We start from the raw sequence: 12777 nt of genomic DNA on the forward strand, positions 1-12777 counted from the left end.
TACTATATTAAATAGATTAGAATATGATAGCGCAAATTTAGCCAAATAGATGTACAATGCCGACATAGCACTGTCAGAATATATCGATTTTTAAGAAAAAGGAATATGCAAATCTAGTTGTTGTCGATATCTGTAGATTTTACCAAGATTTCTTTGGCCATGACCATGGGGACTTTTATGTATTTTTTCTCCATGTAACTGATGACCTTCTCCAAAACCTCTCTTGCTTGTGGGTCAAGCTTATTCAAGTCTTGTGCAAATACTTCATTCATTGCGAAGGATTTAATTTCCTTGATTTTTTCAGGAACTTGACGCATTGCTATTTCTACGCGTCGCTGTTTTACAATGGGGAGGAACTCTTCTATGTTTTGTTTGATGATGAGTTCTGCACTGGAAAGTTCATCATAACGCTCCTGTATATTCTTCTCAGCAATTGCCTGTAGGCTACTGACCTCGATATAATGTATTGGATATTTGGCAATGACCGCTGCGTCGATGTCATTCGGAATGGCTAGGTCGACAATTATTTTCTTGTCTGTCTCCCCGTTTAACAAAGATTGATACATCTCTTCATTGACAATCGAATCAGGGGCACCAGTACAAGTAATCAATATGTCAAACCCATTTTTGTAATCTTTCAAAGCACTCAATGGATAGATAGGTGCATCAAGTTCAGCGGCAAGTACTTTTGCATTTTCAACTGTACGGTTGAAGATAACAAAGTTTGTAAATTTATGCTTTTGTAGGTATTTCGCAAGATTCTGATTGGTCTCTCCTGAGCCTATGACCAAAATTCTTGGGTTTTTGCTTAATTTTAACTCTCTGAGTTTACGATAAGCAAGTGATACGACCGAAATAGGGTTTCTAGATATTTTAGTATAGGTGTAGACCTCTTTAGCGGTCTTAATCAGGCGATCCATCATCAATCTTAGAAAGTCTCCTGTAAAACCAGCTTCTTTGCACTTTTCGTATGCACGTCGTACTTGCGCAAGTATTTCTTTTTCGCCAACTACTAAGCTCTCTAGTGAACAGGACATACGTAAAAGATGGTTGAGCGCATCTAGACCTTCATAACGATTGACCTGTCCAAGGTAGCATTGAAGACGTTCTTGAGGGACACAAAAGTTTAGTTTCTCCATAAACTTTGCCACAAAGTCGTCACTTAATTCATAGGCTCCATAAAAGACAAACTCGACACGATTGCATGTGCCGATATAGAAAATCTCAGGAATATCAAGACTATGTTTTAAGTTGACCAATCTGCTCTCTAGCTCTTCATTACAAATGACTAGATTGCCAAGGTCTTTAAGCTCGACATGCTTATGTGTAAATGCTATAACTTTTAAATTCTTCAAAGCTAAATCTTGTTGCTCACTATATTAGTTGTGCAAATGTAGGTTAAAGCGGCATGTGTTCTGTCAAAAATCTGTCATACACAAGAATTTAGAACGATTATAAATAATGTTAAATTATTGTTAATTATCTGTTTTTCAAAAAATTACATTTGTTGTTTACAAAAAATAGTGACCATTATCATTTTTTGTCAATTTTAAAAGACTTGAGATATTGTATAAAATGATAAAGACTACAGTGGTTGTAGGGTAGTTTGTAAGGTTGTTATATAGGGTCACCTATGAACCCACTTTTCATTTTTTTTACATGAAGATATAGGCAACTATAGTTACTTTTGATGGATTTATAAATAATTTGAGAGTATGTTGATTGTTCGTAAAAAGTTTGTTTTGGTGGGATTATTCCTATGTTTGATTTCCGGAATATTACCGATGTTAAAGGTTCCTATAAAGGGCAATTGGAATCTATATCAAACCGATGAGGCTTTATTCTTTATCACCTATATCATTGTTGGTATAACTGGCCTATTATTCTTTGTTAGGCAACTAGGGTTTTATAGATTAATGGCAAGAGTTACTGCCGTGTGGTATCTAATTAGTGTTTCTGCAGTTTTTTTTAAGATTAACAACTATTTTGGATGGAAGTTTGCGGACGGTATACTTTCTAAATCTATACATATGCGATGGGGATGGATCGTATACCTTCTAGGAGTTCTGTGTTTGCTCCTTAGTACTTGGCAACCTCGTAAGGTGAGAGAAGGTGCTGAAGAATAGAAAATAGGGCGGAGTTACCAGCCCTATTTTCTATTCGGTCTATTCGAAATAAAGTGTGATTTCAATTTGTCAAGACCAATTTCCTCTTTATTGTCCAATTCATAATACCATATTTTTTCACCCAAAGTGGTATTGAGATGTTTGGTCTCTGTCAGGTCTATAGGACGGACACGTTGCTCTCTATCCAATAGTTCATTTGCCTTATGGAGTGATGATCGATGTCTAAGGATTTGAAAGTGAAAGATGGGCCAGTTTCCTACATTACTGAAATTGGCGGAAAAGAAAGCAGAAGCACTGTGCTTGTCTACTTTTTCTGCGAATATTCCCTTTACTTTGTTGTTGTGGACTTCGGAGATACTGACCAGTAGTTCGTAAGAAGTCATATTGATGATATGTAGCTTTGCTAAGCCTTCTTTTTGATCGCCCGAGATTCCTAATAATATGCCGTTTTCTATAAATTGTGTCGGTTCCACAATCGTTTTCACTTCTTCTTGTTCATCATCTTCGCGTTGCATGTTGCCATGCACTAAGGTGACTTTATTGCTGAGTACGGGGATTTCAAATCCTGTATCATCTGTCACACCGATGATATCATTGTGTTGAAAAGATGTGATGTGGCCTTCGATTGGTTCGTCGACGAATCTGACCAAGTCTCCTATTTTAAATTTCATCTCGTTATTTTTTAATTCATTATTATCTGTTTCCAAAGATATCCATACAGCCTTTAACGTTTTTAAATGCTGATGAGAGCTGGATGGGGTGATATTTGATTTTTGGTATCAAAATCATTTATTTTTCAGTTTCATCTGTATCTACTTTAAAGTAATTTGGCCTCTGTTCCACTTGCCAAAGATAGTTTTCCTCCTACTTCAGTTGAAAGTCAATTACATGTAATAACATTTCCAAATCCCTTGGGTCGTTATACAGGTGGAATCCTATTCGGATGCCATTACCTCGAGGAAAGCACTTAATACCATTGTCCATTAACGTTGAGAAATGATGCGGTTCAATTTGTAGATTGAAGATATTGCTGGATACTTGCCTTTTGCTGATTATGGTGGATAAGATACCTCGGGCCTCAAATTCTGCTTTTGCTGCAGCTGTCAATTCTTTTGTAAAAGCAGATGTGCGTTCTATAGTAAGCTTCTCTAGAAAATGTAAGGATTGCTGGAGCGTGCCTTGTGCTAAAGTGTCTACATGACCTGGTTCAAAGTATAATTGAAGTATCGTTTTCCCTTCCCACATTTTTTCAAAAGTTGGTGTTTGCTGTTGAGCTTCCCTATATAAATAGTTCCTGGTTTTTTCATTGAGGATGAAGAAGCCATTTCCAAAACCCGACATCAACCACTTGTATCCACTGCATCCTATGGCATCGAAACCCGAAGTGTCAAAATGGAAAGCTTCGGTACCTAAAAATTGCGTGCCATCTCCAATAATCATCATATCGGGGTAGCGGTGCTTTAGTTCTTGGACAAACGACAGATCTATTTTTATGCCCGAAATATATTGGACGATACTTAGGATAAATACATCTGGTTTGTAATGTCCGATGGCTTCTATTACGTTTTGTTCCAAATTTTCATTGACTTCAACAAACGTATGGTCGAAATCTCGGCTTATTACTGGGAAATTTACTGACGGATAGTCATCGGCTAATAGCAGTATACGAGCATCTTTTGGAAGACCATTCAATAAGACATTAAATCCAATTGAAAAGTTAGGTGTACAAAAGATATTAAGGGAAGTAGTTCCAAAAAAACGTGCAATAGATTGCTTTACTTGATTTATAAATGCGCCCTGTTGTTCTCGCAAGTCGGTAGCAGTTTCGAAAAATGCGATATCCCGTTCTGCTCGCCACTGTTTTATTTCTGAAGGAATCAATCCAGAGCCTGGCGTAGAAAGATAAGCGATATCTTCAGGGATATCAAAGTAGGTTTTATAAGATGATTGCATGCGTTAAATATTAAGCATCTCTAAATAATCTTCCTGTGAAATCATCTCGCCACCCATAGAGGCAAGGTGATCCGTATGGAATTGACAATCTACAAATTTGAGATTAAAAAAATGGAATAAATCTATCAATGCTATTTTCGAAGCATTTGAGGTTTCTGAAAACATGCTCTCGCCACAAAATATTCCGGTTGTTGCCATGACGCCATACAATCCACCTACAAGGTTTTTTCCTTCCCATACCTCTATAGAGTGTGCATATCCACAATTATATAGCGTGATGTAAGCTTGGATCATGTCATGTGTAATCCACGTGCCCTCTTGGTCTTTTCTACTGATTTGGGCACATCGTTGAATGACTGTGGCAAATGACTGGTTACAAGTGGTCGTATAGATGCCTTTCCTAATGGTTTGTCGCATACTCTTGCTGACTCGTAGACGCTCTGGAAAGATGACAAAACGATTATGGGGAGCGTACCATAATATAGGGGAATCATCACTAAACCATGGAAATATGCCATTTTCGTATGCAAGTATCAATCTTTCTGTTGAAAGATCTCCTCCGATTGCTAGTAGCCCATCGTCATCAGCATAGCTGGGATGAGGGAATGTAAGCTCGTTTTTGTCTAGTTGAAAAATCATGACATTAAAAAACCAGATTGCTAATCTGGTTGTCTTGGCTCTTTACTGATTTTGTCAAATATTTTGTCCATATGTTCGACATACTCATTGGTGTCATCGAGGAAAAACTCTAGTTGAGGGACGATTCGCGCTTGGTTTTTAATTCTCGAACCAAGCTTATATCTAATTTCGGTTGTCTTAGTCCTTACAGCTTTGATGTCCTCTTGCGCTGTAGCTGTATTTAGGAAACTGAGGTAAACCCTTGCTATTGCTAGATCAGGTGTGACGCGCACCCGCGTGACTGTGATAAATGCACCGGGCGCCCAATGGTTTCCTTCTCGTTGAAATAGCTCTGCTAAATCCTGCTGAATGACCCCCGCAAATCGTTGCTGTCTTTTGCTTTCTGTTGCCATAGTTGGGTGACTTGATATTTGAATAGTGAATTGATGACAAATGTACGGTTTATTTTTTTAATAATTCTTCACGTAGAGGTACTTCAAGGGGAAATAAAAAAGGCCTGTCGTGGGTGTTGACGGGCCTTTTGCTCAAAATTAGTTTATAATTGGTTAGGTTGTAATATTTTTCAAGTTTTAAGACTTTAGGGTCTATCATAGTTGGTTTATTTTGCTTTTGAAAAAGGTGAGTATTAGCTCATCCGTCCTTTTTCCTTCTTTCCATTCTCCCTTTGTTGTCACAAACATATGGATATAAATCCTTTGCACAAAGTGTTATCTCAAAAAAAAGTAACCGATCACTTACTTATTGTGTTTCGATAAATTGTAAAAAAAGGCCTACCAATATCAAGACACAAGCTTTTAAGCTGTTTGAACATCTTAAATTTTTTTTGTTAACACAGTATTAAGTCAATATTAATACTGTGTTAACTTCCGTTTTAGAATGCGCGCTCCTCCAGATGCTTGTCCATGTCAATCAGATCAACTCCTTTTTCCCACCAGTCGGGAGATTTTTCATTTTTCAAAAAGTGATCAAAATACTCCATCATTCGGACGGCATAGTCTTTTTTGTTTTCTTCTTTTACCAATCCGTGGTTTTCGCCATTGTAAGTGAGCATCACAACAGGTTTGTTCAGTCTACGGAGTCCGTTATAGTACTCGATACCTTGAGTATAATCTACAGCACCATCTTTGTCATTGTGCAATAGTAGGAGTGGTGTATTTACTTTTTTGATATGGAAGATTGGGGAGTTTTGGGCATAAGCTTCCCAATTGTCCCAGTATCCCGTGGTTAGTCTTCCCTGGCTTGATTCAAATATCGCTTGGTTGGAGCTTCCCGAATTCCAGTAAATTAAGCTGTACATGGATATCATGTTCGTCAAAGCCGCGCCCGCTGCTGCCGCTTTGAATATATTTGTCTGTGTTATTAAGAATGACGTTTGGTACCCTCCCCATGAGTGACCGTGAATACCTACATTCTTTTCGTCAACAATACCTGTCGCTATGGCGGCTTTCACCGCTGGAACCACGCAAGCTACCGCCGACATTCCGGGTTGATTCAATTGATAAGTGATGTCTGGCATCAAAACAGCATATCCGTTGCTGGTGTACATTGCTCTATTAAATCCACCTCCAGGAAAAGCAGGCATGGAGTAGGCATTCAATTCGTCTGTCAGGCGCTCATATATGTAGGTTATTGTCGGATAAGTTTTCCCTTCTACGTAGTTGGCGGGTAAGTAAAGAGAGGCTTGTAAAGTGTCTCCGAAATCATTTACATAAGAAATCAATCTGACCCCCGATGAAAAAGCAAATTTGTTTTGATCAGGAGTGTTGCTAGTGAGTTGTACTGCTGCGTCCAATGTCTTTTGTTGAGATGCAAAGACTTCAGGTGATTTGGTACTACTCTGCTTATTAAAGAAAAATGTGCTCCCTTCTTCAGCCTTTCCATTAAGTCCATATCTATTCGAGTCGAGAAACAGGATTTTTATCTTCTGCGTGCCAGGAGCTAATATCCCAATCCCTGAATTTTTTGTTTTATCGTCAAAAATTCCAAAATATTGGTCTTTTTTTAGATCAATGTTTTTGTCCTTCTCATAGATACGGTATACTCCTTGTGCCACTAAGCCGCTTTTTTTAAAGTTGGCTGTCAATTGTACAATAGATTGGCCGTCCTGACTGATTTTCCATAGATCATTGTTATCGCGAATGAGCAGATATTTACTATCTGCTGTCCATCCATAACTTGGTGTCGCCGGACGGTCAATATTGTGGTCTGATTTATTATCTATAAATGAGCTTTGGATTTTGGCGGTAATGTTTTGAGATTTCAAACTCTTCAAATTCATTACATAGTAAGCTCCATCTTGGTAATAGGATATCCATTCGCTGTTAGGTGCGAATTGGAATCCACCTCTGGAGGCGTTCATGTAGAACTTTTTGATGAGCAGCTGCTTTTGTCCACTATGGACATCAACGAGGTAGATGTCTGCATAAGACTGACCATTGAGGTTGCTTTCCAATTCATATTCGCTGATATCATATGATAGGGCGAGTTGTTGACTAGGAGCCAATTGTACGGATTTGAATATGCTATCTCCAAGTTGTACAAATCGGTTTTCATCGATATGATATACCCCCAATGCATTGAAGTTTTTGTCACGCATGAGTTGGTTTTTCTGGGCCGATTGAAGGCGCTTATCCTGCCAGTTCCAGATAATCATATCTGGTTTTTTGATGGATTTTTTATCCACCACTGGCTTTTTGTCTTTCTTATTCGAGGTAATCTTCGTAGAATCTGCAGTAGTATTTGTACTGTCAGTAGTTTGTTTTGCAATAAGATCCTGTGTACTCAAGGTATCCTTTTTTCCAACCGATACCGTCTTTTCAATCTCTTTTTTCTCATCTCGCTCTATTTTTGCAATCCCAAAGAAGATAGATTTTAAATCTTTGGACCAATATGGTGTGCTGTTCGAGCTAATTCCAAATCCTTCTGTAATGTCTTTGTTGGCTAGACCATTATATTGGGTAATCTTGGTCAAATCTCCATTGAGATCTTTGACAGCAATTGCAGTATATAGCAAATCTCGGTATCCTTTTTCCTTTTTGCTTTTTATTAATGTGAATGCCGTACCTTCTTCGTTCCAATTAATCTTTGAAAAAGACGCTTTATCGTTGGCCAATGCCGTAATCAATCCTGTTTTCATATCACGGATGAATACCCCGTTTCCATTTTCTCCGGCAGCGTCTACTGTGAATGCCAAATAAGACCCGGCTTTATTAAAGCTGTAGTCGGAGACATTTCCAATATTATAACTTTTTTTCGTGAGCAGGTTGTACAATAGTAGATCTGCTCCTTTGAATGTGTTGGAAGCTTGTCCTGTCGGTGAAAAACTAACCGCTAGCCAAGATCCGTCATCAGCTGAAAAGGTGAAACTTTTTACGTTTTCAAATACGACGCTGGATGTGTCTTGTAGTGAGACAACCCTCAATTTCTTAGTAGGGGTCTTTTTTTGTTGTACAAGCGCTTTAATTTCTTTTGTTTTAGGAGACTCCATAAAACCGACGAAATTACTGTTCTGGCTAAATATGATTTGACTCGATTGTCCACCTATAGGGTAATTAAAGCGCGCAGTGTCTATTACCTTTCTTATTGTTAATGTCAAATCTCCTTCCGTTGGACCTGCCACGGAAGCAAACCATTGGCCGTTATTAGAATAACTACTTCCACTTGTACGAGTGAAATTCCAACTTGGGATGTCCGTCCACTTCAGAGCAGACTTTGCTTGGCCTTGGGTGATGTTACAATATGTGCATAGTAAGGCTATACAACTGATTAATTTGAGTTTCTTCATGTTTGTTAATAAAAATTAGGCTTATGCAGTAATTTTGTGCGAAAATAATAGTTTTGACGCACAAGGGTGTCGCATTTCAAGAATGATACAAATTGCTGGACTAAACCTAGTATTAGATTGTAGTATTTCCGTTGCAAATGGTATTTTTGCTTTCGCGCTATGCGTTGGAAGGTTGCTATCATTTCGAGCGATTCACCATAAAAAGGCATATTATTAGATATGAAAAGAGTCCCGCTAAAGGAAAGGCTCTGATGTATCATTAAAAACATAGTATTAGATATGAAAATCTGGCAAAAAAATATAGATGTAGATTCATTTGTCGAATCATTTACGGTAGGGAATGACCGTGTGATGGATTTGCAGCTTGCGGCAGCTGATGTATTAGGCTCATTGGCTCATACCAAAATGTTGAATAGTATTTCTTTGTTGTCGGATGAAGATCTTGAGGTTGTCCAGATGGAATTGAAGAATATTTATTCGGAAGTTATGAACGGTCAGTTTCAGATTGAGGATTCCGTGGAGGATGTTCATTCTCAAGTTGAGATGATGCTGACCCAGCGCGTCGGAGATGCAGGAAAGAAAATACATTCTGGACGTTCACGAAATGATCAGGTGTTGGTCGATTTGAAATTATACTTTCGTTCAGAAATACAAAGCATCTTTCGTAATACAGAAGAATTGTTTTATACCCTTACGGGATTAAGTAACCGCTACCAACACATTTTAATTCCTGGCTATACACATCTGCAGATAGCCATGCCTTCTTCTTTTGGACTATGGTTTGGAGCTTATGCAGAAAGTTTGGTTGATGATTTAGAATTATTGAAAGCTGCTTGGAATGTCTGTAATAAAAATCCACTAGGTTCAGCTGCTGGATATGGCTCTTCTTTTCCGCTCAATCGTACCATGACAACCCGTTTGTTGGGTTTTGAGGATCTTAATTATAATGTGGTCTATGCACAGATGGGTCGAGGTAAGACGGAGCGAATCTTAGCACAAGCAATGAGCTCTATTGCGGCGACCCTTGCCAAGTTTGCGATGGATGTAACACTCTATATCAATCAAAATTTTGGGTTTATTTCATTCCCCGCACACTTAACTACAGGTTCCAGTATTATGCCACATAAGAAAAATCCAGATGTGTTTGAGTTGATTAGATCTCGCTGTAATAAGATTCAAGCATTGCCCAATGAAATTGCTTTAATGACAACCAATTTACCTTCAGGCTACCACCGTGATTTGCAACTATTGAAAGAGAATCTATTTCCAGCGTTTAAGTCCCTGAATGAATGCTTGGAGATTGCGGCTTATATGTTAAATAATATAACTGTTAAGGATAATGTATTGGATGACCCAAAGTATGATTATCTTTTTTCGGTGGAAGTCGTAAATAACGAAGTATTGCAAGGAGTTCCGTTTAGAGAAGCATATAAAAATATCGGTATGGCGATAGAAGAGGGGACATTTAAACCATCCAAGGAGGTCAATCATACCCATGAGGGTAGTATAGGCAATCTTTGCAACGATCAGATTGAAGCAATGTTTGAACGCATAAAGGCTTCTTTCGGGTTTGAAAAAGTTGATCAAGCATTGAACGAGTTGGTCAAATAGCTCTTCATACAGAAATTGAAAATGGTCGTACATGTATGTACGACCATTTTTTATATCAGATATTTTGAGACTCTCTCGGGTTGGAAAGATTGTATTGGGGAAGCTCTGTTCCTTTTTAAGGTGCATCTTCCTCCAATAATGAATAATTTACAAATAACTTATTTCTCAATAGAAAAGCTGAAATGTGTTTCTGAAGTAAAAACTTCCTCCTTTTTAAGCACCGTTGTTGGAAATTCTGGTTGATGGGGACTGTCCGGAAAGTGCTGTGTCTCTAGACAAAAACCTGTGTAGGCGAGATATCTATGTCCAGATTTGCCAATATCATTTCCAGTCATCCAATTGGCGGTATATAGCTGCACGCCGGGTTCGGTTGTAAACACATCCATACGAACACCTGAATTTGGTGAAAAAATAGACGCACATGGTTGAGATATGGGAGTATTGACGGCAAAACAGTGGTCGTATCCTTTGGCAGCGACTAATTGATGGTCTTCGTTCCTAATATCTTGGGCAATTGTTTTGAATTCGCTAAAATCAAATGCTGTACCTGCTATAGGGAGTATTGCACTTGGGATTTGATGCTCATCAACGGCAATGTATTCGGTAGAGTTGATTTTCAGATGATGGTTGAGGATATCACCATTCCCCTCGCCATTTAAATTAAAGTAAGTATGATTAGTGAGATTGATGACCGTATCTTCATCTGTTTGCGCCCTATATTTGATAATGATTTTGTTTTCGGAGGTAAGGGTGTAAGAGACGACCACGCTGAGATTTCCAGGAAAGCCCTCCTCTCCATCCTTCGATATATAATAGAATTCGGCGTGTGCCTCATAGCTGATACGTCGGTCCCATACTTTACGATGAAATCCTTCGGGGCCGCCATGTAAGCTATTTATGCCGTTATTTTGGGCTAATGTGTAAGTTTTACCATTTAGTTCAAATCGCCCATTGGCTATTCTATTGGCAAATCGACCTGCAGTCACGCCATGATATTGTTCGTCAGCCTCGTAATATTTTTGGATGCTGTCAAATCCCAAAGCGACGTCTATCAAGTTGCCTTTCCTATCCGGTACCAGTATACTGACTATTCGGGCACCATAATCACTTAGCGCTACTTGCATACCTCTGTCATTTTTTAGCACAACAAGATGGGTATTCTTGTTACTAAGTGTACTTTCAAAGTTTTTGGATGGAGGAAGTGAGTATGTCATGATGCTTGTCTATAAATAATAGACTAATTTAGCCATTTTTGGACAGAATGATGAAAGACATCTAAATTTTCGAAAACATTATCTTCGTAAGATTTTTCGAAAAACGATCTGCTCATTGTTTTGGTGCAAAATCATCTTATCTTCATCGGGAACAAATTCTATATGAGCCTCCTCGTTGGGGACTTCAAATATTAGCTTATCTTTATAATCGAGTAGATAGGTTAGTCTATTGGGTTGTGTTGCCCGTAAATAATTACCATCCTTCGAAAAAGTTATTTTAAAATCTTTTACTTCATTATAGTAAGTACCAACAAGCCTGTCGGCAGATGGGCCGATGACTACACCTGTCCTAAAGACTGGTAGTTCATAGGGTATATTGAGTAAATCCTTAATTACATAGTTTTTCAAAGACGAAGTAGGGAATCGCTCTCCGTTTACTATTATGCAATAGTAGATATTGTATTGAGGGTCGAAATATGCTCTTGTGTGCGTGCCCCACGTATCGCCCCCAAGTTCGGGTATTGACCTGTTGTGGATAGGGAAATTGAGCGTGCCCATACCAAAGTAATTGTCAAACTTGCTACCCTTTGTCATAAGTGCTACGGTTTCTCGCTTTAAGATTCTATTGCTCATCAATAATCGAAAGAAGCGATTTACATCCTGTGGAGAGGCCACGATATCGCCTACACCTATATTATTTTTCGGTGAGAAGTCCAATTTGGTCCGCCATTTCCCATTAAATTCTAGGCTAGGATTTATGACATGACCCCTGATGTCCTTTGCTGAGTATGTTTGGTGTAGCTTATATGGAATGCAAATTTCTTGCTTCAATATCTCATGATATTCTTTTTTATATATTTTTTCCAGTATACGAGCGAGTAGGTAGTATCCTGAGTTGGAGTATTTCACGGCTGTGCCAGGTTCAAACGCTAGTGGCTCTTTAAATATGCGTTCAAGAATGAACTTTTGGGAGGTTGGCTTGGCTTCCCAATAGTAGTTTTTCTTATCAATAACGTAGTCTCCAAGTCCTGCACTGTGTTCAAGGATATTTTCTATTGTTATCTTTTCTGCTCCTGGCACTTGTGGAAAGTATGTTGAAAGCCGAGTGGTCAACATCAATTTTCCATCTTCTACGCACCCTAAAATCAATGTAGAGGTATATGCTTTTGTAACAGACCCAATTCTATAAAGATTACTTTTATTGACAAGACTATTGGGTACTGCTGTTGATCCAAATTGACGTTGATAGACTTCCGTACTATCCTTATAAACTGAAATGACACCAATAGATTGATTATGGACCTCTATATAATCTATTAATTTATCGATGCGATTTTTGGCGTCTTGGGCCCAAAGTGAAAGCGGAAATAAGAAAGCTAGTAGATATATAATTGGCTTCATCTCATTAATATTATTTACTGATTAGGATTTGACTGCATATTGGTTACCC

General features: G+C 38.4%; 10 protein-coding genes. 2 read left to right on the forward strand and 8 right to left on the reverse strand.

From position 1 onward, the window contains the following. Window positions 1–113: 113 nt before the first annotated feature. Window positions 114–1355 carry a glutamyl-tRNA reductase gene (gene hemA / locus OQ289_RS03270; protein WP_270089400.1) on the reverse strand — a complete coding sequence of 414 codons (1242 nt, stop codon included), beginning with the start codon at window positions 1353–1355 and terminating at the stop codon, window positions 114–116. A gap of 360 nt (window positions 1356–1715) precedes the next feature. On the opposite strand from hemA, the gene OQ289_RS03275 reads away from it, so the two are divergent. Continuing rightward, a complete protein-coding gene (locus OQ289_RS03275; protein WP_033563358.1) occupies window positions 1716–2126 on the forward strand; it encodes a hypothetical protein in 411 nt (136 codons plus the stop codon). A 23-nt stretch (window positions 2127–2149) separates the two neighbouring features. Here OQ289_RS03275 and OQ289_RS03280 read toward each other — a convergent pair whose 3' ends face one another. From OQ289_RS03280 to OQ289_RS03300, 5 genes are all read right to left on the reverse strand, one after another. Further along, a complete protein-coding gene (locus OQ289_RS03280) occupies window positions 2150–2797 on the reverse strand; it encodes a hypothetical protein (RefSeq protein ID WP_270089401.1) in 648 nt (215 codons plus the stop codon). 193 nt (window positions 2798–2990) lie between these two features. Then, window positions 2991–4079 carry an aminotransferase class V-fold PLP-dependent enzyme gene (locus OQ289_RS03285; RefSeq protein ID WP_270089402.1) on the reverse strand — a complete coding sequence of 363 codons (1089 nt, stop codon included), beginning with the start codon at window positions 4077–4079 and terminating at the stop codon, window positions 2991–2993. A 3-nt stretch (window positions 4080–4082) separates the two neighbouring features. Beyond that, complete coding sequence (gene aat / locus OQ289_RS03290) at window positions 4083–4718, reverse strand: leucyl/phenylalanyl-tRNA--protein transferase (protein ID WP_270089403.1); 636 nt, start codon at window positions 4716–4718, stop codon at window positions 4083–4085. A gap of 20 nt (window positions 4719–4738) precedes the next feature. After that, window positions 4739–5110 carry a 30S ribosome-binding factor RbfA gene (gene rbfA, locus OQ289_RS03295; RefSeq protein WP_270089404.1) on the reverse strand — a complete coding sequence of 124 codons (372 nt, stop codon included), beginning with the start codon at window positions 5108–5110 and terminating at the stop codon, window positions 4739–4741. Between the two features lie 479 nt (window positions 5111–5589). Beyond that, on the reverse strand, window positions 5590–8502 hold the full coding sequence (locus OQ289_RS03300) for an alpha/beta hydrolase family protein (RefSeq protein ID WP_270089405.1): 2913 nt from the start codon (window positions 8500–8502) through the stop codon (window positions 5590–5592). A gap of 279 nt (window positions 8503–8781) precedes the next feature. Between OQ289_RS03300 and argH the strand changes: the two genes are divergently transcribed. Continuing rightward, on the forward strand, window positions 8782–10113 hold the full coding sequence (gene argH / locus OQ289_RS03305; RefSeq protein WP_270089406.1) for an argininosuccinate lyase: 1332 nt from the start codon (window positions 8782–8784) through the stop codon (window positions 10111–10113). 158 nt (window positions 10114–10271) lie between these two features. On the opposite strand, the gene OQ289_RS03310 is transcribed toward argH, so the two are convergent. Further along, complete coding sequence (locus tag OQ289_RS03310; protein ID WP_270089407.1) at window positions 10272–11327, reverse strand: aldose epimerase family protein; 1056 nt, start codon at window positions 11325–11327, stop codon at window positions 10272–10274. Between the two features lie 78 nt (window positions 11328–11405). Next, window positions 11406–12728 carry a serine hydrolase domain-containing protein gene (locus OQ289_RS03315; RefSeq protein WP_270089408.1) on the reverse strand — a complete coding sequence of 441 codons (1323 nt, stop codon included), beginning with the start codon at window positions 12726–12728 and terminating at the stop codon, window positions 11406–11408. Between the last annotated feature and the right edge of the window lie 49 nt (window positions 12729–12777).

Origin of the sequence: Sphingobacterium sp. SYP-B4668, assembly GCF_027627455.1 — a bacterium.
Lineage (GTDB): Bacteria > Bacteroidota > Bacteroidia > Sphingobacteriales > Sphingobacteriaceae > Sphingobacterium.

Coding starts and splice junctions, on each gene's coding strand:
- OQ289_RS03275 (WP_033563358.1), top strand. CDS start 1,716: ATGTTGATTGTTCGTAAAAAGTTTGTTTTGGTGGGATTATTCCTATGT.
- OQ289_RS03280 (WP_270089401.1), bottom strand. CDS start 2,797: ATGAAATTTAAAATAGGAGACTTGGTCAGATTCGTCGACGAACCAATC.
- OQ289_RS03285 (WP_270089402.1), bottom strand. CDS start 4,079: ATGCAATCATCTTATAAAACCTACTTTGATATCCCTGAAGATATCGCT.
- aat (WP_270089403.1), bottom strand. CDS start 4,718: ATGATTTTTCAACTAGACAAAAACGAGCTTACATTCCCTCATCCCAGC.
- rbfA (WP_270089404.1), bottom strand. CDS start 5,110: ATGGCAACAGAAAGCAAAAGACAGCAACGATTTGCGGGGGTCATTCAG.
- OQ289_RS03300 (WP_270089405.1), bottom strand. CDS start 8,502: ATGAAGAAACTCAAATTAATCAGTTGTATAGCCTTACTATGCACATAT.
- argH (WP_270089406.1), top strand. CDS start 8,782: ATGAAAATCTGGCAAAAAAATATAGATGTAGATTCATTTGTCGAATCA.
- OQ289_RS03310 (WP_270089407.1), bottom strand. CDS start 11,327: ATGACATACTCACTTCCTCCATCCAAAAACTTTGAAAGTACACTTAGT.
- OQ289_RS03315 (WP_270089408.1), bottom strand. CDS start 12,728: ATGAAGCCAATTATATATCTACTAGCTTTCTTATTTCCGCTTTCACTT.